Source organism: Streptomyces sp. CA-111067, from assembly GCF_050956065.1.
In the GTDB taxonomy this organism is placed as follows: Bacteria; Actinomycetota; Actinomycetes; order Streptomycetales; family Streptomycetaceae; genus Actinacidiphila.
On record NZ_CP192103.1, the window covers coordinates 122,379 to 147,950 of the forward strand.

Annotated in this window: 11 protein-coding genes; 9 read left to right on the forward strand and 2 right to left on the reverse strand. The window is 74.5% G+C overall.

Features of this window, described 5'->3' with window-relative positions; genetic code table 11:
* Window positions 1–8 precede the first annotated feature (8 nt).
* A complete protein-coding gene (locus ACQPW6_RS00575) occupies window positions 9–10,202 on the forward strand; it encodes an amino acid adenylation domain-containing protein (protein ID WP_433887488.1) in 10,194 nt (3,397 codons plus the stop codon).
* A complete protein-coding gene (locus ACQPW6_RS00580; protein WP_433887489.1) occupies window positions 10,199–13,702 on the forward strand; it encodes an amino acid adenylation domain-containing protein in 3,504 nt (1,167 codons plus the stop codon). Before ACQPW6_RS00575 ends, ACQPW6_RS00580 begins: the two co-directional genes overlap by 4 nt.
* Before the next feature lie 89 nt (window positions 13,703–13,791).
* On the opposite strand, the gene ACQPW6_RS00585 is transcribed toward ACQPW6_RS00580, so the two are convergent.
* Both ACQPW6_RS00585 and ACQPW6_RS00590 read right to left on the reverse strand, forming a co-directional pair.
* Window positions 13,792–15,156: a salicylate synthase gene (locus tag ACQPW6_RS00585; protein WP_433887490.1), complete on the reverse strand. Its 1,365-nt coding sequence runs from the start codon at window positions 15,154–15,156 to the stop codon at window positions 13,792–13,794.
* A 57-nt stretch (window positions 15,157–15,213) separates the two neighbouring features.
* Window positions 15,214–16,239: an ABC transporter substrate-binding protein gene (locus ACQPW6_RS00590; RefSeq protein ID WP_433887491.1), complete on the reverse strand. Its 1,026-nt coding sequence runs from the start codon at window positions 16,237–16,239 to the stop codon at window positions 15,214–15,216.
* A 215-nt stretch (window positions 16,240–16,454) separates the two neighbouring features.
* Here ACQPW6_RS00590 and ACQPW6_RS00595 point away from each other — a divergent pair, with 215 nt between their 5' ends.
* From ACQPW6_RS00595 to ACQPW6_RS00625, 7 genes are all read left to right on the forward strand, one after another.
* Window positions 16,455–17,876 carry a hypothetical protein gene (locus ACQPW6_RS00595; protein WP_433887492.1) on the forward strand — a complete coding sequence of 474 codons (1,422 nt, stop codon included), beginning with the start codon at window positions 16,455–16,457 and terminating at the stop codon, window positions 17,874–17,876.
* A 47-nt stretch (window positions 17,877–17,923) separates the two neighbouring features.
* Window positions 17,924–18,760, forward strand: coding sequence for a YqcI/YcgG family protein (locus ACQPW6_RS00600; RefSeq protein ID WP_433887493.1), 837 nt, complete (start codon window positions 17,924–17,926; stop codon window positions 18,758–18,760).
* Window positions 18,761–18,988: 228 nt separating this feature from the next.
* Entirely contained in the window at window positions 18,989–20,044 is a 1,056-nt protein-coding gene (locus tag ACQPW6_RS00605) for an iron chelate uptake ABC transporter family permease subunit (protein WP_433887494.1), read from the forward strand.
* On the forward strand, window positions 20,041–21,123 hold the full coding sequence (locus tag ACQPW6_RS00610) for a FecCD family ABC transporter permease (RefSeq protein WP_433887495.1): 1,083 nt from the start codon (window positions 20,041–20,043) through the stop codon (window positions 21,121–21,123). Before ACQPW6_RS00605 ends, ACQPW6_RS00610 begins: the two co-directional genes overlap by 4 nt.
* Entirely contained in the window at window positions 21,120–22,004 is an 885-nt protein-coding gene (locus ACQPW6_RS00615; RefSeq protein WP_433887496.1) for an ABC transporter ATP-binding protein, read from the forward strand. The genes ACQPW6_RS00610 and ACQPW6_RS00615 overlap by 4 nt, the downstream gene beginning before the upstream one ends.
* Window positions 22,001–23,794, forward strand: coding sequence for an ABC transporter ATP-binding protein (locus tag ACQPW6_RS00620; RefSeq protein WP_433887497.1), 1,794 nt, complete (start codon window positions 22,001–22,003; stop codon window positions 23,792–23,794). The genes ACQPW6_RS00615 and ACQPW6_RS00620 overlap by 4 nt, the downstream gene beginning before the upstream one ends.
* On the forward strand, window positions 23,791–25,560 hold the full coding sequence (locus tag ACQPW6_RS00625) for an ABC transporter ATP-binding protein (protein ID WP_433887498.1): 1,770 nt from the start codon (window positions 23,791–23,793) through the stop codon (window positions 25,558–25,560). The genes ACQPW6_RS00620 and ACQPW6_RS00625 overlap by 4 nt, the downstream gene beginning before the upstream one ends.
* Window positions 25,561–25,572: the final 12 nt, after the last annotated feature.

The following is a 25,572-nucleotide window of genomic DNA, read 5'->3' on the forward strand; positions in this document are numbered from 1 at the left end:
CGATCCACGTGAACCCCCAGGAGGGTGAGTCCGGAGTGGACAACGACGAGACGGCCGAGCTCCGGCGGGCACTGCTGCGCCGCCGGCTGGCGGCAGGCGGCCTCGGCCGCCGCCAGGACCGGCACCAGGCACCGGGGGCCGGCGGCGGGCCCGCTCCGCTCAGCGCGGGGCAGCGGCACATGTGGCTGGCGCAGCGCCTCGATCCGACCGGCGCGGCCTACAACGTCTGCCTGGCCGTCACGCTCTCCGGCAAGCTGGACGTACCCGCGCTGCGGCACGCCCTGTGGGCGCTGGTCGTCCGGCACGACCAGCTGCGTACCCGGTACGTCACGGGCGCCGACGAGCTGCCGCGGCAGATCGCCGACCCGCCGCCGGAGCCGGCCGCGCTGCCGCTGCCCGTGACCGACCTGCGGGAGCGGCCCGCGGCGCGGCTGGACGCGGCCCTCGCCCGGCTAGCCGGCCACCGCTTCGACCTGACACGTGACTGGCCGATGCTCACGGCGCTGTGGCGTACCGGCGACGACGAGCACGTGCTCGGCCTGGTGGTGCATCACATCGCGTGGGACGGCGGGAGTTGGCCGGTCATCGCGGCGGAGATCGGTGCCGGGTACGCGGCGGCGGGCCGCACCGACCGTGCCGTGGAGCCTTTGGTGCCGCGGTACGCCGAGGTCGCGGCCGGTCAGGGCCCTCGGGCGTCCGCCGATCTCGACCACTGGGCGGGCCGGCTCGCCGGGCTGCCCGGGCCGCTGCGGCTGCCGGCCGACCGGCCGGGGGACACAGGCGGCCGGCGCCGGTCGGTCGTGCTCCCGGCGGCCGAGACCGGCGCGCTGGTCGAGTTCGCCGCGGGGCGGCGGGTCACGCCGTTCACCCTGCTGCTCGCGGGAGTCGGCGTCCTGCTGCACCGGCACGGCGCCGGCACCGACCTGCCGATCGGCTCGGCCGGCATGAACCGGGACACCGCCGCCGCGCAGGCGCTGGTCGGCAACTTCGGCAACACGCTGGTGCTGCGGCTCGACCTGGCCGGCGATCCGGACTTCGACGAGGTGCTGCGCCGCGCGGACGAGGTGCGCGCGGAGGCGTTCGCGCACCAGGACGCGCCCTACGACCAGGTCGTGGCCCGGCTGCGGCAGACGGAGGGCGCGGCGGCGAACCATCGCGGCGACCTCTTCAACGTCATGCTGCTCTTCCTCACGCAGGATCTGACCGGCCCCAGGCTGCCCGGCCTGCGCGGCGGGTGGCGCACCGTGTACAACGGCACCGCGCAGTTCGACCTGTCCTTCGAGGCGTTCCTGATCGACGGCGAGCTGGAGATCGAGGCGACCTGCGCCGCAGGGCTCTTCTCCGAGGCGCGGATCGACGCGCTGCTCGACGAGCTGCGGGGGCTACTGCGGCAGGCGACGGCCGCCCCGCGAACTCCCGTGTCCCGGCTGTCGGTCGCGGCGCTGCCGACCGGCGCGGAAGCGGAACGGGCGATGACGGCCGCTTCGACCGGCCGGACCGCGCCGGAGGTGGAGGGGCTGGTCCGGGCGACGATGGCGGAGCTGCTCGAGCAGCCGGCCGACGCGATCGACCGCGGCGGCGACTTCTTCGCGCTCGGCGGCAACTCGCTGCTGGCAACCCGGCTGGTCGCGCGCCTGCGCGCCGCGCTCGGCGCGAACATCTCACTGCGGGACGTCCACACCCTGCGCACCCCGGCCGCCCTCGCCGACGCCCTCGGCCCGCGCGGCACGGCACCGGACTGGCGAACGGTCACCCCGTCGGCTGCCTCCCCCGACGGCGATCCGCTCTCGGCCGGGCAGCAGGCGCTGTGGTTCCTCCGGGCGGGCAGCGGGCCGTCGGCCGATTACAACGTGGCGCTGGGCCGCCGGCTGTCCGGCGCGCTCGATCCGGTGGCTTTGCGCGCGGCGCTGGCGGACGTGATCGGTCGGCACGAGCTGCTGCGGGGAATCTTCGAGGAGCGGGAGGGCGTCGTACGGCACCAGGTGCTGACGGTGGCCGAGGCGCTGGGGCGCGGGGCCGATCTGCGCGTGCGGAGTCTTTCGGGCGGTCTGGCGGACGGCCCGGCGGACGGCCGGGTGCACGTCGCGGGAGCCGGTCCGGCGGACGGCCCAGCGCTCGCCTCGGCAGCCAGCCCGGCGGACCCCTCGGCGCACGACGCTGCCGACGGCCCGGCAGGAAGTTCGGCGGGCGGCACTGTGCACGTCCCAGCAGGAAGCCCGGCGGACGGCCTCGCAGGCGATCCTGCGGAACACGCGGCGCCCGGCCCGGCACGTGGTCCGGAGGACGGCCCGGTGTATGGCGTGGCAGGAGGCCCGGCGGCCCGCGCGGCAAGCGATCTGACGGAAGGCCCAGCGCTCGGCTCGGCAGGCGGTCCGACGGATGGCCCGGCGCACGGACCGGCGGGCGACGGCCTGGATGCCGTAATCGAGGCCGAGTTGGGGTATGTCTTTCGGCTGGAGGACGAGCCCGCGCTGCGTGCCACGCTGTTCGCGCGCGGTGACGGCGGCTACGTGCTGCTGCTGGTGCTGCACCACCTGGTGTTCGACGAGTGGTCGGAGTCGGTGCTCTGCGCCGACCTCGCGCTCGCCTATCGGGCGCGGGCCGCCGGGCGGGCGCCCGTCTTCACCGGCCCGCCGGTGCGCTACGCCGACTACGCGCGCTGGCAGCGGCACGCTCTGACGGCGGTGGCGGACGGCGCGGAGATGGCGCGGCAGCGTGCGTTCTGGCGGGAGGCGCTGCGTGATCTGCCGGACGAGATCGCGCTGCCCGCCGACCGGGCCCGGCCGACGGAGCCCGACCAGGCCGGCGAGGCGGTGGCCGTGCCGCTGCCCAGGACCGTGGCGACCGCGCTGCGCGCCCTGGCGGGCCAGCTCGGCGTCGGGCCGTTCGCCGTGTGGCACGCGCTGGTCGCCCTGCTGCTCTCGCGCAACGGCGCCGGTACCGACGTGCCGCTCGGCACCCCCGTCTCGGGGCGCGGCAGCGCCGAACTGGCCGGTGTGATCGGCCTGTTCGTCAATACCGTGGTGCTGCGTGCCGACCTGTCGGGCGAGCCGACGTTCGCCGAGCTGACCCGCCGGCTGGCCGAGGCCGACCTCAGCGCGTTCGACCACCAGGACCTGCCCTTCGAGCGGGTCGTCGAACTCCTCGCCCCGGCCCGCGTGCTCGGCCGCAACCCGCTCTTCCAGACCATGCTGCTCTACAACGACAGGCCGCCGGCCGCGCTGCGGCTGCCCGGCGTCACCGATGAGCCGCTGCCCACCCGGCTGGACGTCGCCAAGTTCGACCTCAGCTTCACCGTCGCCGACGCCGAATCGGCCGACGGGCCGCAGGTGGTGATCCGCTACAGCACCGCGCGGTTCGACCGTGCGACCGCCGAGCGGCTGGGCCGCGAGCTGGGCCGGCTGGCGCAGGAGGCGGCGGCCGACCCCGATCGCGGCCTGTCGCGCATCGAGCACCAGCCCGAGGCGGACCGCCGCCGACTGGTCGAGGAGTGGAACGCCACCGCCGAGCCGGTCAGCGCCGCGAGCCTGCCCGAACTGTTCGCCGCTCAGGCCGCCGCCACCCCGGACGCGGTCGCGGTCGTGTACGGGAAGGAGAAGCTGAGCTACGCCCAACTCGACCTACGAACGAGGCGGTTGGCGGCCGCCCTGACGGCGCGAGGGATCGGACCTGAGGCCCGCGTCGGCGTCCATCTGGAACGTTCGGCCGAGATGGTGGTGGCGCTGCTCGCCGTGCTGCGGGCAGGCGGGGCCTTCGTACCGCTGGAACCGGCCTGGCCGTGGCAGCGGATCGCCGAGGTGGTGCGGACGTCGGCGCCGGCGCTGGTGATCTCCCAGGATCCCCGCGCCTTCGCCGAGCTCGGTGTCGCGGCCGTCCCCTCGACGGAGGGCGCCGAGTCGGAGGACGCGGGACTCCCCCGGCTGCACCCGGACAACCTCGCGTACGTCATGTACACCTCGGGGTCGACCGGCACGCCCAAGGGCGCGATGATCCGGCACGGCGCGATAGCCAACCGGCTGCTGTGGCAGCGCCGGCTGCTCGACTTCGGCCCCGGCGACGCTGCGCTGTTCAAGGCGCCGCTCGGCTTCGACATCTCGGTCAACGAGATCTTCCTGCCGCTGGTCACCGGCGCGACGCTGGTGGTGTGCCCGCCGGGCGACGAGCACGACGCCGAGGCGCTGGCCGGGCTGATCGCCGCGCGCCGCGTCACCTTCGCCTACCTCACGTCCTCGTTGCTCGACGTCATGCTCGGCACCGAGCGCGCGGCGGGGCTGGGCTGCCTGCGGCACGTCTGGTGCGGCGGTGAGGTGCTGACGCCCGCGCTCTTCGCCCGGTTCCGCGCCGCCCTGGATGCCACGCTCTACCACGGCTACGGCCCGGCCGAAGCGACCATCGGGGTGAGCCACGAGATCTACCGGCCGGGGCTGGAGCGCGGCGCCGTCACCATCGGCCGCGCCAATCCGAACACGGTGATCCACCTGCTGGACGCCCAACTGCGCCCGGTACCGGTCGGGTTGCCGGGCGAGATCTACCTCGGCGGCCTCCCGCTGGCACGCGGCTACGTCGGCGAACCCGGCCGTACCGCCGAGCGGTTCGTCGCCGATCCGTTCGCCGCCGACGGCTCGCGCCTCTACCGCACCGGCGACCTGGGCCGCAGGCTCGTGGACGGCACGCTGGAGTTCCTCGGCAGGATCGACAACCAGGTCAAGATCCGCGGGATGCGGGTCGAACCGGAGGAGGTCGAGGCCGCGCTGTCCGGGCATCCCGGGGTGCGGCGCGCCGCGGTGGTCGCGCGTACCGAGGGCGGGACGACCAGGCTCGCCGCCTACCACGTGGCAGGCACCGTGCCCGTGGAGGAGGACGTGCTGCGCGACTGGCTCGCTGAGCGGCTGCCCGCCCACCTGGTGCCCGCGTCGATCACCGCGCTGGAGAGCCTGCCGCTGCTGCCCTCCGGCAAGGTCGACCGTGCCGCGCTGCCCGCGCCCACGCGCGGCGGCACGGTCTCCCGTCCGCCGCGCGACGCGCGCGAGTCACTGCTGAGCGACTTGCTCGCGCGGCTGCTCGGGCTGGACGCGGTCGGCGTGGAGGAGGACTTCTTCCGGCTCGGCGGCGACAGCATTTTGTCGATCCAGCTGGTGTCGGCGGCCCGCGCGGCCGGGCTGCGGCTGACGGTGCGTGACGTGTTCGCCGCGCCGACCGTCGCCGGTCTCGCCGCGCGCGCGGAAGCGGCGCCGGAGGCGGCCTCACCCGGCGCCGTGCCCGAGGAGAAGGGCGCGGATCTTCCGCTGTCGCCGTTGCAGCAGGGCCTGCTCTACCACGCGCTGTCCGGCGATGGCGGCGAGGCGTACATCGCTCAGCTCACGCTGCGGCTCGGCGGCGAACTGGACGCGACGGTGCTGCGTGCGGCCGTCGACAGCCTGCCGCGCCGGCACGAGAGCCTGCGGGCGTCCTTCGTCGACGGGCCGGACGGCGCGCCGGTGCAGCGGCTGGCCGCGGAGGTGGCCGTGCCGTGGCGGGAGGAGGACCTGAGCAGCCTGACGCCCACGGAGCGAGAGGAGCGCTGGGCGGACCTGGTCGAACGGCAGCGCGCCGAGCCGTTCGACACCCGCCGCGCGCCGTTGCTGCGCGCGGTCCTCGCACGGTGCGGTCCGCTGGAGCACCGGCTGCTCCTCACCAACCACCACCTGCTGTTCGACGGCTGGTCGCTGCCGCTGCTGGTGAACGATCTGCTCGCGGGTTACGCCGGTGACCGGCTGCCGCCGCCGGCCGGGCAGTTCTCGGCGCATCTGCGCCGGCTGGCGGGCCTGGACGCGGAGGCCGCCGCTGCCGCCTGGCGGCGCGCGCTGGACGGGCTGCCGGGGCCGACGCGGCTCGCGGGCGAACCGGATCCGGCGCCGTACCAGATCGCCGCCGAGCACCGGCTGCCGCTGGGCCCCGAACTGACCGGCCGGCTGGACGCGTTGGCGCGCGAGCGGGGTGTCACCCTGGGCACGCTGCTGTCCGCCGCCTGGGGCGTCCTGCTCGGCCTGCTGACCGGCGGACCGGACGCGGTGTTCGGCATCACGGTGTCCGGCCGGCCGCCCGAACTGCCTGGCGCCGAGGGGACGGTGGGGCTGTTCATCAACACCGTGCCGGTACGGGTGCGCGCCCAGCCCGGTCTGTCGTTCGCCGAACTGCTCGGGCGGCTGCGGGCGGAGCAGTCTGAACTGCTCGACCACCAGCACCTCGGGCTGGCCGAGATCCAGCGGCAGGCCGGCGGCGCCGAACTCTTCGACACACTGCTGGTGTTCGAGAACTACCCGGCCGACCGGTCCGCCCTGGCCGCGACCGCGCGGCGCGGCGGCCTCGACCTGCTGGGCGTCGACTCGTCGGACGACACCCACTACCCGCTGACCGTGCTGGTCGAGCCGGGCGCCGACCTGACCGTACGACTGCGGCACCGGGGCGCCGCGCTGGGCCGCGACCGGGTCGAGGCGATCGGCGAGCGGCTGCGCGCACTGCTCGGACGGGTCGCGGACCGTCCCGACGCGCCGCTGGCGACGCTCGACCCGCTGCTGCCCGGTGAGTTGCCCGGCACCCGCTCCGGAACGCCCGCGTATCAGGAGGACGTACTCGACGCGATCGACCGGGTCACGGCACGGGCACCGCACGCGACGGCGATCAGTGCTGGTGGCGTGCGGTACGACTACGCCTGGCTGGCCGCCCGCTCGCGGCAGCTGGCGGAGATCCTCGCCGCGCGGGGCGCCGGCCCCGAGCGGCTGGTCGGGATCGCGCTGCCACGCGGGGCGGATCTCGTCGCCGCCGTGCAGGCGGTGCTGCGGTGTAATGCGGCCTTCATGCCGCTCGATCCGGGCCGACCGCCGGCCCAGTTGGGCCGGATGCTTGCCCGGGCGCGGCCGGTGCTGGTGCTGACGACACGGGAGGCGGCGGCCGGACTGCCGCACGGGGACGTGGAGTTGCTGTTCCTGGACGAACTGCCTTACGACGAGCGGGCATTTGAGCAGGCCCCCGCAGGGGTCCGTTCCGCAGTGTTGCCGGGACAGGCCGCCTACGTCCTGAACACCTCCGGCTCGACCGGCGAACCCAAGGGCGCGGTGCTGACCCGGCAGGGGCTCGGCAACCGGCTGGCCTGGATGGCCGACGCGTACGGCATCGGTCCTGCGGACGTGCTGCTGCACAAGACGCCGATCGGCTTCGACGTGTCCGTGTGGGAGCTGCTGCTGCCCTTCACGGTCGGCGCCGCGCTGGTCGTCGCGGAGCCCGGCGGGCACCAGGACCCCGGCTATCTGGGCGAGTTGATCCGCGCGGAGGGTGTGACGACCGTTCACTTCGTCCCGTCGATGCTGCGGGCGTATCTCGACGACGGCGACCCGGCCGGTGCTCCCCCACTGCGCCGGGTGCTGTGCAGCGGCGAGGCGCTGCCGACGGATCTGGCGGCGCGGGCCGCCGCGCTGCTCGGGGCCGAGGTGCACAACCTCTACGGCCCGACCGAGGCGACCATCGACGTCACCGCGGCACCGTACGAGCCCGTGCCGGCCGGTGCGAAGGCCGCGGCGACGGTGCCCATCGGGCGTCCGGTCGCCGGGACCACCGTCCACGTCCTGGACAGCTCGCTGCGGCCCGCGCCGCCCGGTGTGCCGGGCGAGCTGTACCTCGGCGGGGTGCAACTGGCCCGCGGCTACCTGGACGAGCCCGGTCTGACGGCGGCCCACTTCGTCGCCGACCCCTTCGCCGCCGACGGCTCACGGCTCTACCGCACCGGCGACATCGTGCGAACGCTGCCGGGCGGCGCGCTGGAATACCTGGGGCGCGGCGACGACCAGGTCAAGATTCGCGGCGTCCGCGTCGAACCCGCCGAGGCGGAGGCCGCGCTCGCCGCGCTGCCGGAGGTCGGCTCGGCGGCGGTACTGCCGCGGGACGACGGGCCGAACGGCACCTGGCTGGTCGGATACGTGGTCCCGGCGGCGGATACCGGCGCGAGTGCTCCGGACCCGGCCGCGTTGCGCGAGGCGCTCAGCCAGGTGCTTCCGGGGCCGTCGGTGCCCGGCTCCATCGTCGTACTGGACGCGCTGCCGCTGACGTCATCGGGCAAGGTGGACCGGCGCGCGCTGCCGGCTCCGACGCGGGTGCCGGCATCGGCCGGCCGGTCACCTCGCGGGCATCGTGAGACGGTGCTGTGCCGGTTGTTCGCCGAGGTGCTCGGCCTGCCCTCGGCCGGTCCCGACGACAACTTCTTCGCGCTCGGCGGCGACAGCATCATGTCGCTGCGGCTGGTCACCCTGGCCCGAGCCGCAGGGCTGCGCTGCACACCCCGCCAGGTCTTCGAGGCGCCAACTCCCGCTGCGCTGGCCCTCGTAGCCGATGCCCTGCCGGCGCGGGCTCCGGAGGTGAGCGCCACCCCGGCCACCGGCCCGATTCCGCTGACCCCGATCATGCGCCGGCTGCTCGACCGCGGCGGCCCCGTAGCGGGCTTCGCCCAGTCGGTGATCGTACGAACACCGGCGGGGGCGAGGCCCGAATGGCTGACCGGCGCACTGCACGCCCTCGTTCGCACGCACGACATGCTCCGGGCCCGACTGGAGCCGGACCCCGAGGTGACGGACGGCGCGCCGCTGCGCCTGCGGGTCGAGCCGGTGAGCGACGACGGCCAACTGCCGCGCCGTACAAGCGGGTTGCCCGAGTCTGTGGTCCAGCCCGCGGACGACGGCACCCGATCGCCGCGCGGCAGCGCCGGGGCAGCCGGGACGACGGCAGTGGCCCGGCACGCGGACGACAACACCGACGCCGGCAGCCAACTGCCCGACCGCGCACCTCAAGTAACCGCAGCCGACACCCGGCGGATCGCCAACGGCACCGATGCCGATGGCCAACTACCGCCTGGCGTAAACGGGGAAGCAGCGGCCGAACCCCCGCCCGAGGGCAACGACACAGACGGCCAACTGCTCCGCTGCGTCACCGGGATACCCGATCCCGAAGCCGAGGTCCGGCGCGAGGCGGCGCTGCTCGATCCGTACTCGGGACGGATGCTGCGGGCCGTCTGGTGTGACGGTGGAGCAGGGCGGCAAGGGCGGTTGCTGCTCGTGGCGCATCACCTCGTCGTTGACGGGGTGTCCTGGCGGGTGCTTCTGGAGGATCTGGCCGTCGCGTACGAGGACGTGCGCGCGGGGCGGACGGTACGGCTTGACGCCGTCGGCACGTCGTTTCGGGCCTGGGCGCTGGGCGCCGCCGGGTCCGTCGCGAATCCGGCCGGCCGGCTCGCCGTGTGGCGCAAGGTACTGGCCGGGGCGGCGCCGCGGCTCGCCGGGAGGCCGCTCTCGGCCGAGCGCGATGTGCTCGGCGCCACTCGCAAGGCCGTGACCCGTCTGCCGGCCGATCTGACCCGGGAGGCGCTGCTCGTCGCCGGTTCCGGCGGGCCGGGCGCGCGACTCGACACGCAGCGCCTGCTGCTGGCCGCACTGGCCGCGGCGCTGGCCCGTACCGGGATCGAGCCGGAGCCTCTCGTCCGGCTCGAAGGGCACGGTCGCGAGGAGCAGGTGATGCCGGGCGCCGACCTCACCCGTACGGTCGGCTGGTTCACCACGGCCTTCCCCGTCCGGCTCGACACCTGCGGCCTCGACCTGGAGGACGTCTTCGCCGGTGGTCCGGCGGCCGGTGAACTCCTCCGCCGCGTCGGCGAGACGGTCGGCGGGCTGCCCGATCACGGCCTCGATTACGGACTGTTGCGCTACGCGGGCGGCGAGAGCACCGCCGCACTCGCCGAACTGCCGGAACCGCTGATCGGCTTCAACTACCTGGGCCGGTTCACCGGCGGCGACGAGGACTGGTCGCTCGACTCCTCGGCAGGGCCGCTCGGCGGCGCAGGCGATCCGGCCATGCCGGTGGCCCACGTGCTCGACGTCAACGCCGCCGTGGACGCCGAACTCGGCACGGCCCGGCTGCGCGTGTCGTGGACCTATCTGCCCGAACTGCTGCCCGCGCCGGACGTCGAGCGGCTCGCCGACTGCTGGGCCGAGGCGGTACGCGGACTGCTCGCGCACATCCGGCAGGCCGCGGTGGCCCCCGACGAGCCCGCGCCACCGCCGCCGGACCTCGACCTGGTCGCCGTGTCCGACGACCAACTGGCCCGCCTCCAGCGGCGGTTCGCGGCCCCGGCCCCGTCCGCCACCCCACCCGCGACACATGATTCGGAGCCCGCGACATGAGCGAAGCCGGCACCGTCGAGGCCCTGCTCGACGAGGTGCGCGTCCTGCTGACCGACGACGGCGAGGTCCCGGCCCCGTCCGACAACCTCTTCGAGTGGGGGCTCGACTCGATCGGCCTGATGCGGCTCGCCGCGCGCTGGCGCGGGGCCGGTGTCGCCGTGTCCTTCGGCGAGCTCGCGTCCCGGCCCACCCTGGCCGGCTGGCACGACCTGATGCTGGCCGCCGACCCATCGGACGGCGTGCCGTCCGCCGGGCCGGACCCCGGCCGAGAGAGCGCCGGAGACACGGAGGACGCCGAATTCCCGCTCGCCCCGCTCCAGCACGCCTACTGGATCGGCCGCGAGCCGGGCCAGCGTCTCGGCGGCGTCGCGGCCCACCTCTACACCGAGTTCGACGGCTCCGGCGTCTCCCCCGACCGGCTCGCCCGAGCCGTCGAGGAACTGGTCGAACGGCACGCGATGCTGCGGGTCCAGGTCACCGGTGACGGCCGGCAGCGCCTACTGCCCGAGCGCCCGTTCCCGCCGGTGACCGTGACGGACCTCCGGGAGGCGACGGGAGAGGAGGCCGCACGCGAGCTGGAACGGCTGCGGCAGACCCGTTCGCACCAGGCGCTGCCCATCGAGGACGGGCGGGTCTTCGACATCGGAGTCGTCCTGCTGCCGGGCGGACGCACCCGGGTCGCCGTGGACGTGGACATGGTGGCGGCCGACGCCCGCAGTTACCGGCTGCTGCTCGCCGAGCTGGCCCGCTGCTACGTGACCGGTGCCGCGCTGCCCGCGGCGCCTCACTACGGCTACCGGCACTACCTGCGCGACCGGGCCGCCGCCTCGGCGCCGGCCGTCGAGGCCGCCGAGGACTGGTGGCGGCAGCGGCTCGACACACTGCCCGGCGCGCCGGAGCTGCCGACCGACCCGCACGCCACCCGTGTCGAGCGCGTCGGCCGCCGGGCCCGTCAGCTCGGCGCGCGGGAGCGCGACCTGCTGGCCGCCCGGGCCCGCGCGCACGGCGTCACGCTCGCGATGGCCTTCGCCACCGCCTACGCCGAGGTGGTCGGCGCGTGGAGCACGGAGCCCGCGTTCCTGCTCAACGTGCCGGTGTTCGACCGGGAGCCGCTGGACGCGGCGGTGCCGGGGCTGGTCGGGGACTTCACCTCGTCGATCCTGCTGAGCGCCGACGTGTCACGTCCCGAGCCGTTCGCCGAGCGCGCTCGGCGGCTCCAGGCGCAGGCGCACGAGCGCGCCCGGCACACCGCGTTCTCCGGTGTGCACCTGCTGCGCGAGCTGGGCCGCGCGACCGGCTCCCCCGTCGTCGCACCCGTCGTCTTCACCAGCGCGCTCGGCCTGGGTGAGCTGTTCGCGCCCGAGGTGACGGACGCCTTCGGCGAGCCGGTGTGGATGATCTCCCAGGGGCCGCAGGTCGTGCTCGACGCCCAGGTCACAGAGGTGCGCGGCGGGGTCCTGGTGAACTGGGACGTCCGCGAGAACCTGCTGCTGCCCGGCGTGGCCGACGCGATGTTCGCCGCCTTCACCGGGCTGCTGGCCGAGCTGACCGAGAACCCCGCGGCCTGGACGCGTCCCGTCACGGACCTGTTGCCGTCAGAGCAGTTCGGCGCCCGCGGACGTCCCGAGACCGTCGAAAGGGAGGCGGTCAAAGGGCTGCTGCACGGCGGCTTCTTCGCTCACGCCTGGAGTACGCCGGACGCGCCCGCGCTGCTGTGGGGGGCCGACGGGGTGTGGAGCTACGCCGAGTTGGCGGACCGCGCGCTGCGGGTGGCGGGCGCGGTGCGGGCCGCGGGCGCCTCGCCCGGCGACACCGTCGCGGTGAGCCTGCCCAAGGGGCCCGATCAGATCGCGGCCGTGCTGGGCGCGCTGGCCGCGGGGTGCACGTATCTGCCGATCGGCACCGACCAGCCGGACGCCCGGCTGCACCGGATCATGGAGCTGTCCGGCTGCCGGGTCATCGTCACCGACCGGGCGTCCGCCGCCGCGAACGGGGCCACGGCGATCGGCGCCCGTACCGCGCTCGCCCATCCGGAGCCGCTGTCCCGCCCCTGGTCCGGTGGGGACGGCGGCATCCCGCCCGCCTACGTCCTGTTCACCTCGGGCTCGACCGGCGAGCCCAAGGGCGTCGAGATCGACCACCGCGCCGCGCTCAACACGCTCGCCGACCTGACCGCCCGGTACGGCATCGGCGCCGCCGACCGCACGCTCGGCGTGTCGGCGATGGAGTTCGACCTGTCGGTGTTCGACGTCTTCGCGCCGCTGTCCGTGGGCGGCGCCGTCGTGGTGGTCGCTGAGGCGGAGCGGCCTGACGCGCGGGCCTGGGCGGCACTCGTGCGACGGCACCGGGTCACCGTGCTCAACTGCGTGCCGGTGCTGCTCGACATGCTGCTGGTCGCCGCCGAGGGCAGCGGGCCCGCCGAGCCGGGTGACGGGATCGGCGACACGCTGCGGCTGGTGCTGCTCGGCGGTGACTGGGTCGGTGTCGACCTGCCGGGGCGGCTGGCCGCGCGGGTGCCCGGGTGCCGGTTCGTCGGGCTCGGCGGCACCACCGAGACGGCCATCCACTCGACGTTCTACGAGGTGACCGATCCGGCCGCGCTGCCTGCTGCCTGGCGGGCGGTGCCGTACGGCGCTCCACTCGACGGTGTGGCCTGCCGGGTCGTGGACCGGCAGGGCCGGGACCGGCCCGAGTGGGTGGCCGGTGAGCTGTGGATCGGCGGCGCGGGGGTGGCCCGCGGCTACCGGGGCGATCCGGTGCGCACGGCCGACCGGTTCGTGGAGTACGCGGGCCTGCGCTGGTACCGCACCTGTGACATGGCGCGCTATCTGCCGGGCGGGGTGCTGGAGTTCCTCGGCCGGGCCGACCAGCAGGTCAAACTGCGCGGCTACCGGGTCGAGTTGGGCGAGGTGGAGGCGGCGCTCGCCGCGCAGCCCGGGGTCCGGCGCGCGGTCGTGTCGTGCTCGGCCCGGCGGGGCGGCTCGCTGCGTGCGATGGCCGAGGCGGATCCCGGTCTCGACGAGGCCGCGCTGCGCGCCGGTGTCGAGCGGCTGCTGCCCGACTACATGGTGCCCGAACGGGTGGTCGTGCGCGGCGCGTTGCCGCTGAACCGCAACGGCAAGCCGGACCGGGCCGCCGTCGAGGCCGCGCTGTGGGAGGCGGCAGAGCCCGCCGGTCGCGTGGAACCGGACACTGCGCTGGAGACGCTGCTGCTGATGGTCTGGCGGGAGGAGTTGCGCGCGCCCGACCTCGGTGTGGAAGACGAGTTCCTGGGCAGCGGCGGCGACTCGGTGCTCGCCACCCGGATCGTGGCCAGGCTGCGCGATCTGACCCAGAGCGACGGGGTGCGCGTGCAGGCCGTGCTCGACTCCCGTACCGCCGCCGGGATGGCGCGGGCGCTGCTCTCAACTGACCCGGCCTGGGAGGAGATCGCACAACTCGCCCTGGAGATCGCCGCCTTGTCCCCGGAGGAGCTGGCCGACGCGCTCGCCGCGGAGTGAACACGACCGTGGTCCCGCACCCAACAGGTTGCGGGACCACGGACGTTCGGCGGACGCGCGACGGATCAGCCGTCAGCGGCGGGCGGCCCTCAGTCCTCGGCGGGCCGGACGAGATACCGCGCCACGCTGTCGAGCTTCTCGCAGGTCTCGGTGAACTCCCGCTCGGGCCGCGACCCGCTCACCACCCCCGCGCCGGCCCGCAGCCACACCCGGTCACCGACCCCGAAGGCCGTGCGCAGCACGAGCGCGGCGTCGAGCGCCCCCGCGTGGTCGATGCTGAACACCGCCCCGGCGTAGAGGCCGCGCGGGCTCGGCTCGTGGTCGCGGATCATCCGGTACGCGGCCTGCTTCGGCACCCCGGACGCGGTCACCGCGGGGAAGAGCGCGCCGAAGGCCCGCCAGGTGCGGGCCTGCGCCGCGCCGGCGCCCTCGGCCTCCGGCAGCAGCCCCGTCACGGTGGACCCGAGGTGCTGCACGCTGCCGCGTTCCTTGACCGCCATGAACTCCGACACCGCTGTGCTGCCCGGCCGGCAGATCCGGCTGAGCTCCTCGTGCGCGAGCTTGACGGACACCGCGTGCTCGAAGATCTCCTTGGCGTCCGTGGTCAGGTCGTGGCGCAGCCGCTCGTCGTCCCCGGCGTCCCCGGTGCGTGCGCGGGTGCCGGCCAGCGGCTGGGTGCGTACGGTGCCGTCGGCGTCGATCTCCGCGACGGTCTCGGGACTGAAGCCGAACACGCGCAGTTCTGGCGTGTCGATGACGAAGGACCGCGCCGGTGTGTTGTGCCGCCGACCGACCAGGTAGCTGCCGGTGAAGTCCACCGGGCCCGGCACCGGAACCTCGCGGGAGAGCACCACCTTCTGCAGATCGCCCGCCGTGATGGCCCGCAGGCAGTCGGCGACCGCGGCGAGATAGCGCTCGTCGCGGGTGTGGACGGGCACGGGCACGCGGGCGCACTCCGGCTCGGCCGGCTTGTGAGGTGCTGCCAGGAGTGCCGCGACGAGGGCGAGTTCGCCGGGGTCCGCGGCGGTGATCAGAGCCTCGCCGGACCGGAACCGTACCTCGATCCTCGGCACGATGACCCGCAGCAGCGGCTCCGTGCCGGTGGTCGCGGTCCCGGCCAGGGCGTAGGCGAGTTCGAAGGCGGCCCAGCCGTAGCCGGTCCAGCCGGCCAGCGGCAGCTCCGCGAGCAGCGCGGCCAGCGCGCCGAGCGGGTCGCCGTCGGGCTCGACGCGGCGTTCGCCGGCCGGGCCGCGCGAGATGACGGCCCGGCCGGTCGCCGTCACCTCGGCGGCCACGCCGATCGCGACCCGGACCTCCGACTGGTTCTCGTAGAGCACCTGCGTCTTGTCGAGTCCGTGCCGCAGCAGGCCGGCGGCGTGGGCGACCGGATCGCCCGGCAGTGGAACGGTGCGGTGCGGCGGTTTCGCGACGGTGATCGTTGCGTCCGTTTTCATCAGCCTCTCGATCCCTGTTCTGGCTCAGCCGTGGAGGGGCGGGCAGGTGACGTGCTGTCAGGACTTCGCGACCGCGGTGGCCAGCTTGGGCACGGTGGCGTCAAGGCCGAAGGGGATGCTGAGCACCGAGGGGAAAGCGAGCGCGATGGCGGTGGGGAAGTCCAGCGGTATGTAGGAGCCGCGCTCGACCGCCTTCAGCCGCTTGAACAGCGGGTTCGCCTCGAGCTTCTTCTGCGCGGCGGTGGTCTGGTAGGCGAGGATGAGCACGTCCGCGTCGAGCAGGTCGAGGCGTTCCATGCTGATCTCGGACCGGCCGGGCGTGGCGGAGGCGGGCAGTTGGGTGACGGCGGGCGCCAGGGTGAAGCCGAGCTGCCGGAAGAAGGTCGCGCTGGCGTCGGTGGCGCTGCTGGTGGTGAATATCTGGCCGTTGCCCTCGACGGGACCGAAGGTGAAGGTCTTGCCGGCGAACTCCGGGTGCCGCGACTTGACGGTCGCGATCTTCTGCTCGACCTCGGTGACCAGCGCGGCGGCCTTGTCCTTCTTGCCGAGCGCGGCGCCGGCCCGGGTGGCCATCTGCTGCCAGCTGTCCTCGCCGACGCCCTTGAGGTAGCCGAGAGTCGGGGCGATCTTGCCGAGGGTGGCCCAGTCCTTGGCGAGCCCGTAGTCGTCGCTGGCGAGGATGAGGTCGGGGCGCAGCCGGTCGATGGTGGTCAGCGGCAGCCCGTTGACGGTGTCGAAGCCCTTGGCCTGGGAGCTCGCCTTCTGCCAGGGAGCCAGCCCGGTGGGGAAGGTGCTGTTCCTGCCGAACCCGACCAGGTTCGCGCCGAGGGCCAGCGCCAGGTCGGTGTCGCGCAGATACCCGCAGGCCACCACGCGGGCCGGGGCGTTCGCCACCTTGGTCGGCCCGAGCTTGCCGGGGATGGTCACCGGGAAGCCCTGCTTCGGCGCGGCCGTGGCGGCGGTCTTCGCCGAGCTGTTGGAGCAGCCGGCCACCAGGGCGGTCGCCGCACCGGCCGCGGACAGCAGGAAGCCGCGGCGCGGCAGCGCCCGTCCGGGGGGCGTGGTCGGCATGGAGACGTTCACGTGTCGGGCTCCTCGTATGGCGTTCACGGATCTGGCGGGGCATCCAGGTTTCGGCGTAGTTAGATTAGCCTAACCTTACTTTCGAAGGTCAAGAGCCTGAGCCGCCCGATGCGGGGATCAACTCCTGCGCACGGAGCGGCTCTTGTTATTTAACTTAGGTTAGCCTAACCTAAGTGCGTTCGAGCTGAGCCCCCTCCCGAAAGGAAGAACCGGTCGTGAACTCTTCTTTCGCCGACCTGCCATCGCTGCTCGACAGCGACGACCCGGAGTACGCCAACGGGATCGTCAGAGCGTTCGCGGCCAACGACGCCTTCAGGGCCGCGGAGTGGGAGGAGCTGACGACCGAGGAGAACCCGTACCGGCGCCCGGTGCGGCCCGACGACCTCGCGTGGCTCGACTACTCCCGGCCGATGCCGGCCGACCGGGCGCTGCTGCTCTCAGCGCTGCTCGGCCACCGGATGCTGCGCAACGTCTACGACTCCGACCTGCTCTACCTGCCGCCGAAGGGCAACGACGCGGCCACGGCGAGCAGGCAGGCGTTCTACAGCCCGCGCAACCGCACGCTGTCCGCGCTCGCCCAACCCGTACTCGAACGGCACCTGTTCACGCTGCTCGACGAGGTGCGCACGCCGCTCGACGGCAACGGCACCGCCGACGTGGTCGCGCACGCCCGCGCCTATCTCGACCGGCGCCGCGCCGAGCCGGGCCGCGCCGGCGAGGCGGTGTCCGACACCAAGGGCCGCCGCGAGGCCGCCTCGTTCCTGATGGTGCAGCTGAGCGCCTTCGTGCCGGCGGCGCACGCCGCCATCGGACGCGCGGCCGTCGGCGAGTACGGCCTCGCGCATCCGGGCCTGCGCGGACTGCTGCTGGACGCCTATCGCAGCTGGGACGGCGACGCCGAGGACTACCGGGCGATGCTCGCCTCAGCCGGCCTCACCACCGGCGCGGCCGCCTACTGGCAGCTCTACCTGGGCAGTTCGCTGGCCCGCGGCAACCATCTGCTCCACCTGGCGCGCAGCCACGAGAACGCGTTCGCCTTCCTGGGCGCCTGGACCCAGTTCGAGATCGACCGCGCCGTCACCGCGCCGCACTACGCCGCCGCGTTCGAGGACGGGCTCGGCGCCCGCCCCGCCTACCTCGACGGGATCCCCGACCTGACCGGCGACTGGCTGGAGCAGCGCGTCGTGGAACTGCTCGGTCCGCTGGTCGAGCGGTTCGGCACCGGGGTCGTCGGCGAGTTCCACCGCGGCTTCGCCGACGCCGCCTGGCTGGCCGACCTGTGGAACCGCGACCTCGGCGAGCAGGTCACCTGGGCCGACCGCATCGAGGAGTACCAGGACAAGGCGGTGCGGATCGACCGCAAGATCACCGAGGAGAACATCACCGTCGACCTCGACACGTTCGTGGAGACCTGCGACGAGACCTCGACCACCCATGTGCACGACGACCACCGCCTGGTGATGGTCGAGTCCGGCCGGATGCACTTCTGGAACAACGTGACGCACAAGATCACGCTGGAGGAGGGCGAGAAGCTGCTCATCCCCCTCTCCCGGCTGCACGGCTCGACCGTGCTGTCCGGATCGTGCACCTACCACCAGCCGATCATCCCCGAGGAGATGTTCCGCGAGTTCGACTGAGCGCCAGGTCATGCCGCCTGCCATCCCCCACGACAACGGAGTTGATGGTGTCATCAGCCGACGCCGCCGGTGAGAGCGAGCCGTCCCCGGCGGCGCCTCCCGCGGCCTGCCCCAAGGACCGCGCCGACCTCACGCACGCCGCGGACGACGACATACGCCGCCAGACGATCGGCTCGCTGCCCCGGTGGGGAGCCGACCGCGCCCGCGAGCTGCTCGGCACGCTCACCGCGGCCGACGACCCCTTTCCCTGCACCTTCGCCGTCGCCGCCGCCAAGCGCACGACGCTGCGCTTCGGCTTCGTCGACGACCTGGACAACGAGGCGGCCTGGAAGCTGCTGCCCGGCATCCTGTCCGGCTATCTCGGCCAGTACCAGGGGATATCCCGCGAGACCTCGCTCGTGGTGTTCTTCCGCGACGACGGTCCGCCGCGCGGGCTGGACGCCTACCACGAGCGGTTCTGGTCGATACTCCAGTACCTGCACGACGAGGACCAGTCGCCCTGGCCCGAGCAGACGCCCACCGATCCCGAGCACTTCCTGTGGGAGTTCTGCTTCGAGGGCACCGAGATCTTCGTGGTCTGCAACACCCCGGCGCACGACGCCCGCCGCAGCCGGCACAGCCCGGTGTTCGTGATCACCTTCCAACCGCGGTGGGTCTTCGAGGGGCTTGAGCAGGACACCCCGCGGGGCAGCGCGGCGCGCCGCACCATCCGGACCCGGCTGCGCCGCTTCGACGCCGCCGAGCCGGCCGCGGAGCTGGGCTCGTACGGCGATCCGGACAACCGCGAGTGGCGCCAGTACTTCCTGCCGGACGGCGACGGCGAGCCCATGACCGGCTGTCCCTTCCACGCCCGCCGGCCGTCCCGGAGCCCGAACCGGCCGTGATTGCGGCCGACTTCCCCTGTCGCCGCCCACGATAGGTTAGGTTAGCCTGAGCTAACTATCCGTTCGCGGACAGTTGACGTCGCCGCGTGCCCGCCGGCCGGGGACCGCGGCGGCGCACGGCCGACGGCGCACGGGCGGCCGCCACCACGACCGACCGCCGCCAGGACCGACCGCCGCCACGACCGGTGGCCGACCACGACACACGCAGGACGCGACGAGAGGTGACCGGTGCAGGGCACGATCAAGGCCGTGCGCGGCACGCCGGGCCGGAAGTCGTGGTCGTCGCACAGCACCGGCCGGCGTGCCGCCGGACTGGTGCTGGCCGGGCTCACGCTGCTGGTCATCGTGGTGCTCAGCCTCGCGGTCGGCACCAGGGAGATACCTCTGCACGAGGTCTTCGACGCCGTCTTCCACAACACCGACACCGACGACCAGTTGGTCGTCACCAGCCTGCGCGTGCCCCGTACGCTGATCGGCCTGTGCGTCGGCGCCTCGCTCGGCCTGGCGGGCGCCCTGATCCAGGCGCTGACCCGCAACCCGCTGGCCGACCCCGGGCTGCTGGGGGTCAACTCCGGCGCCGCGGCGGCGATCGTCATCGGCATCGCCTGGCTCGGCCTCGACTCGCCCTGGCAGTACGTCTGGCTGGGCGTGGCCGGAGCGGCCCTCGTCTCCTGCGTGGTCTACCTGCTCGGCTCGCGCGGCACCGGCAGAGCCACGCCCGCCCGGCTGGCGCTGGCCGGCATCGCGGTGACGGCGGTGCTGACAGGGCTCGTACAGGCGATCACCCTGCTGTCGCCGGCCGCGTTCGACGCGTTCAGGTTCTGGCAGGTCGGCTCGCTGGACAACCGCGGTACGGGCGTACTGCGCCAGGTGCTGCCGCTGATGGCCGCCGGGACCGTGCTCGGGCTCGCGCTGGTCCGGCCGCTCAACGCGATGGCGCTCGGTGAGGAGGCCGGCCGCGCCCTCGGCGCCCATCCGGCGCGCACCCGGCTGCTCGGCGCGCTGGCGATCACCCTGCTGTGCGGGTCGGCGACCGCGGCCGTCGGACCGATCGTCTTCGTCGGGCTCGCGGTGCCGCACATCGCGCGCGGCATCGTCGGCCCCGACCAGCGGTGGGTGCTGCCGTACTCGCTGGTGCTCGCGCCGACCGTGCTGCTCGCCGCCGACATCGTCGGCCGGGTGGTGGCGCGGCCGGGCGAACTGCAGGCCGGCATGGTGACGGCCTTCCTGGGCGCGCCGGTGCTGATCGCGCTCGTCCGGCGCGGAAAGGTGTCGTCGCTGTGAGCCCCGCGCTGCGCACGTCCACGGCCCCGGTGCGGGTGGACACCGCCTCCCGCCGCCGCGCGGTGCGGCTGTGGGGCGGGCACCTGTCCCGCCGGGTCTCGCCGCGCGCCGCGGCCGTCTGCCTGATGCTGGCGCTGGCCACCGTTGCCGCCGGGCTCGCCACACTGCTGGTGTGGGGAGGGCTGCCGTTCGGCGAGGTGCTGCGCACCCTCCAGGGCCACGGCACGGTCTCCGACGAGTTCATCGTCTACACGGTCGACAGCCCGCGCCTGCTGTGCGCGGTCATGGTCGGCCTGGCGCTGGGCGCGAGCGGCGCGATCTTCCAGAGCGTGTCCAAGAACCCGCTGGGCAGCCCGGACATCATCGGCTTCACCATGGGCTCCTCGGCGGGCGCGGTGTTCGCGATCACCGTGCTGCACGCCGGCTACGCCACGACCTCGCTCGGCGCGCTGGCCGGTGGCTTCGGCAGTGCCGTACTGGTCTACCTGCTGGCCCTGCGCCACGGGGTGCAGGGCCAGCGGCTGGTCATCGTCGGCATCGCGGTGAGCCTCATGCTCGGCTCGGTGGTCAACTACCTGCTCACCCGGTCCACTCTGCAGGGCGCGCAGGAGGCACAGGTCTGGCTCACCGGCAGCCTGTCCGGGCTCGGCTGGGACCAGCTGTATCCGGCGCTCGCCGCCGTCCCGGTGCTGCTGCTCGTCGCGTGTCTGCTCGTCGGGCGGCTCAACCTGCTCGAACTGGGCGACGACACCGCGCGGGGCCTGGGCATGGGGGTGGAACGCAGCCGGCTGGCGCTCCTGGCGCTCGGCGTCGCGCTGGTCGCGGTGGCCACGGCGACGGCGGGGCCGATCAGCTTCGTCGCGCTGACCGCGCCGCAACTGGCCCGGCGGCTGACCGGCGCCCCCGGCGCCGGCGTGTTCCCCGCGGCGCTGATGGGCGCGGTGCTGCTCGTGGTCGGCGACATCGTCGCGCAGCACGCGTTCGGGGTCGACCTGCCGGTCGGCGTCGCCACCGGCGCGCTCGGCGGGCTCTACATGGCGTGGCTGCTGGCCGGCCAGTGGCGGACGGGGCGGGCATGACACGCGCCGGCCACGACATCGGAAGGGACGGCATGGGCGAGGACACACGGCTGGCCGCGAACGGCCTGACACTGCGGTACGAGCAGGAGACCGTGCTCGACGGGCTCGACGTCTCGATACTCGCCGGGTCGTTCACGGTGATCGTCGGAGCGAACGCCTGCGGCAAGTCGACGCTGCTGCGCGGCCTGTCCCGCATGCTGCGCCCGGCCGGCGGCACCGTACTGCTGGACGGCGACGACATCCGCTCGCTGCCCGGCAAGGTGCTGGCGCGCCGCCTCGGGCTGCTGCCGCAGGGCCCGGTGGCACCGGACGGCATCACGGTCTCCGACCTGGTCTCCCGCGGCCGCTATCCGCACCAGCGGCTGCTGCGGCAGTGGTCGGCCGAGGACGAGCGGACGGTGGCGGAGGCGATGGCCGCGACCGGCGTGGACGGCCTGGCGGACCGGCCGGTCGACCGGCTCTCCGGCGGCCAGCGCCAGCGGGTCTGGCTGGCGCTGGCCCTCGCGCAGCAGTCGCCGACGCTCCTGCTGGACGAGCCGACCACCTACCTGGACATCGCGCACGCCGTCGAGGTGCTCGACCTGTGCGCCGACCTGCACGAGCAGCAGGGCCGCACCCTGGTCGCCGTCCTGCACGACCTCAACCACGCCTGCCGGTACGCCACCCACCTCATCGCGATGGCCGCCGGCCGGATCGTCGCGCAGGGCCCGCCGTCGCTGGTCGTCACCGAAGACCTCGTCCAGGAGGTGTTCGGGCTGCCGGTGCGGGTCATCGACGACCCCGAGACGGGACGGCCGCTGATCGTGCCGCGGGCCCGCGACGCCGGGTCGCGCCGGCTGCCCGCCGTGCTGCCCGCGGCCTCGCCCTCGGACGCCGCGTGACCGCCGGGAACGCCGTCGCCCCCGCGCCCCTGGCGGCCGGTGCCCCCGCGCCCGGCGGCACGGCCGCCGAGGATCCGGCCGCCGGCGGCAAACGGATAGTCCGGACGGCGATCCGCGGCCAGGCGCGGAACGTCGTACCTGCCGCGGTCTTCTCGATGATCCATCAGGGCTGCGAGGCCGCGGTGCCGGTGATGATCGGCCTGGTCGTGGACCAGGCGATCAGCAAGCACAGCGCCGCCGGGCTCGGCTGGACGCTGCTGGCACTCGCCGTGCTGTTCGCGGTGCTGACGGTCTCCATGCGGCTCGGCGGCCGGCTGGTGCGCCGGGCCACCCAGGGCGCCGCCCACGAGTTGCGGACCCGGCTGGCCCGCCGGGTGCTCGATCCGCGCGGCATCGACCTGCCCGGGCTGCGGTCCGGCGAGCTGCTGTCCACCGCCACCTCTGACACCCAGCGGGTCGGCATGGTCAACGCGGCGGTGTGGGGCGCGGCCGGCGCGGCCGGCGCGCTGATCGTGGCCGCGGTGCTGCTGCTGCGCGCCTCGCTGCTGCTCGGGCTGCTGGTCATCCTCGGGCTGATCCCTGTGTTCCTGCTGACGACGCTGATCTCCAAGCCGCTGGTGCACCGCAGCTCGGTCGAACAGGCCGCCGCCGCCCGGGCGTCGGGCGTCGCGACCGACCTGGTGCGGGGCCTGCGGGTGCTGGCCGGGATCGGCGCGGAGGCCGCGGCCGCCGCCCGCTACGCCGCGGCCAGCATGGAGTCGCGGACCGCCGCGGTGCGCTCGCTCACGCTGATCGCGGTCAGGACCGGGGTGATCACCGCGCTCAACGGCGGTTTCCTCGCGCTCGTGGCGTGGGTCGGCGGGCGGCTGACCGCGTCGGGGACGATCAGTGTCGGCGACTTCGTCGCCGCGATCGGGCTCACCCAGTTCCTCATCGGGCCGTTCGGCTTCATCGCGAACGTCGGCGCGGGCTGGGCCCGGGCCTCGGCCTCGGCGCGGCGGGTCAGCCACATACTCGACGCGCCCTACGCCGTCGGGGCGGGTACGGCGGAGGCCGCGGCGCAGAGCCCGGACGTGCCGGGTGACGGCGTGCGGCTGGACGTCACCGGGCTGCGGCGCGGCGCGCTGCGCGGACTGGACCTGAGCGCCGGGCCCGGCGAACTGCTCGGGGTCCTCATCGACGAACCGGCCGCCGCCACCGCGCTCGTCGCCTGCCTCGGCCGGGAGGCCGAGCCCGAGGCCGGGGACATCACCTGCGGCGGCGTCCCGCTGGCCGGGCTCGCCCCGACGGCCGCGCGGGCGTCCGTCCTCGTCTCGGGGCACGACGCCGCGCTGTTCAGCGGCACGGTCATCGAGAACGTCACGGCGGGTACCTCCGGCGGGGGGCGGGCCGATTCGGCCGTCGCCCGCGCGGTCGAATGCGCCGACGTCGACTCGATCGCCGCGTCGCTCCCCGAAGGGCTCGACACGCCCGTCACCGAGCGGGGCCGGTCCCTGTCCGGAGGTGAACGGCAACGGGTGCTGTTGGCCAGGGCGCTGGCCGCCGAGCCTCCGGTGCTCGTGCTGCACGACCCGACCACCGCTGTGGACACCGTGACCGAGGCGCGTATCGCCGCCGGCATCCGGACGATGCGGGCCGCACGCACCACCCTGGTCATCACCACCAGCCCGGCGCTGCTGGCCGCCGCCGACCGCGTCGTCGTCGTACGGCACGGCAGAGCCGAACTCGTCGGCACACACGCCGAGTTGCTGGAATCTGACGCGTACTACCGGACGGCGGTGCTGGGATGACCTCGACCGGAACACCCGATGCGGCGCTGCCCATCGCGGGCGCGGCGCGGGCCAGGCGCGCCGCGCTCGATCTGCTGCGGCCGCACCGGGGGCTCGCCGCCACGGCGCTGCTCACCCTGGTGGCGGGTACCGTGCTCGGCCTCGCCGTGCCGTGGCTGCTGGGGCGCATCGTCGACACCGTCACCGGTGACGGAGGCGGCACGATCGGCGGCACCGCGCTGCTGCTGCTCAGCGCGGCCGTCGGCCAGGCGGTGTTCACCAGCGCGGGCACCGGTCTGACGGCCCGGCTGGCGCAGACCGCCGCGGCGGCGCTGCGCGAACGCGTCGTGGAGCGCGCGCTGCGGCTGCCCGCGCGGCGAATCGAGACGACGGGCACCGGCGATCTGGTCTCGCGGGTCACCGGCGACGTCGAGTCGGTCAACGAGGCCGCCACCGGCGTCCTGCCGACGCTCACCGACACCGTCCTCACCCTGGCGCTCACGCTCGCCGCGCTGATCCTGCTCGACTGGCGGTTCGCGCTGGCCGGGCTGGTCGCGGTGCCGTTCCAGATCGTGGCGCTGCGCTGGTACCTGCGCGCGGTCGTGCCGTTCTCGCGGCGCGAGCGGGTCGCGGCGGGCGCGCTGGCGCAGCGGGTGCTCGACTCCGTGGACGGCGTCACCACCGTGCGCGCGTTCCGGCTCGGCGACCGGCACGCCGCACGCATCGAGGAGAGCTCGGCGACGGCGCGGGACCTGTCGATCACCATGGCCGCGTTGCAGCGCCGGTTCTTCGGGCGGCTCAACTACGGCGAACTCGCCGGGCTCTGCGCGATCCTGGCGACGGGCTTCCTGCTGGTGCGGGACGGTTCGGCGTCCGTCGGCGCCGCGACGGCCGCGGCGCTGTACTTCCACCGGCTGTTCACCCCGTTCAACACTCTGCTGGGCCTGTTCGACGACGCGCAGTACGCCGGTGCGTCGTTCGCCCGGCTGGTCGGCATCGCGGACCTGCCGCCGGCCCCGGACACCCCCGGGCCGAAGCCGCGCGACGCGTCGGTCCGGCTCACCGGGCTGCGGTACGGGTACCGGCCGGATCACGAGGTGCTGCACGGTGTCGACCTCGACGTCGAGCCGGGCCGGCATGTCGCCGTCGTCGGCACCAGCGGGGCGGGCAAGAGCACGCTGGCGATGCTCGCCGCGGGCGTCCATCTGCCGGGCGCGGGACGGGTGCTGCTCGGCGGCGTGCCGACCGACGATCTCGGCGGCCCGGCGCTGCGCCGGCACTGCGTGCTGCTCACCCAGGAGACGCACGTGTTCGCCGGGCCCCTCGCCGACGACCTGCGGCTGGTGGATCCGTCCGCCGGGGAGGCCGAACTGCTCGCCGCGCTGGACCGGGTCGGCGCCCTGGAATGGGTGCACGCGCTGCCCGAGGGCCTGAACACCCCGGTCGGGCAGGGCGGCCACCACCTGACCGGCGCGCAGACGCAGCAACTCGCCCTGGCCCGGCTGGTGCTCGCCGATCCCCCGGTCGCGGTCCTGGACGAGGCGACGGCCGAGGCGGGCAGCACGAACGCGCGCCTTCTGGAGGAGGCGGCCGGTCGGGCCCTGGCCGGCCGGACCGCCGTCATCGTCGCGCACCGGCTGACCCAGGCGGCGGGCGCCGACCACGTCGTCCTGCTCGACGCCGGACGGGTGGCGGAGTCCGGCAGCCACGCCGAGCTCCTGTCCGCGGAAGGCGAATACGCCGGCCTCTGGCACGCCTGGCAACTCCCCCGCGAACATCAAGGATGAGCGCGGGCCCGC

Bases quoted from the DNA above. Each gene is read 5' to 3' on its own strand.
- ACQPW6_RS00615 (WP_433887496.1), top strand. From the start codon at position 21,120: ATGACACGCGCCGGCCACGACATCGGAAGGGACGGCATGGGCGAGGAC.
- ACQPW6_RS00625 (WP_433887498.1), top strand. From the start codon at position 23,791: ATGACCTCGACCGGAACACCCGATGCGGCGCTGCCCATCGCGGGCGCG.
- ACQPW6_RS00580 (WP_433887489.1), top strand. From the start codon at position 10,199: ATGAGCGAAGCCGGCACCGTCGAGGCCCTGCTCGACGAGGTGCGCGTC.
- ACQPW6_RS00585 (WP_433887490.1), bottom strand. From the start codon at position 15,156: ATGAAAACGGACGCAACGATCACCGTCGCGAAACCGCCGCACCGCACC.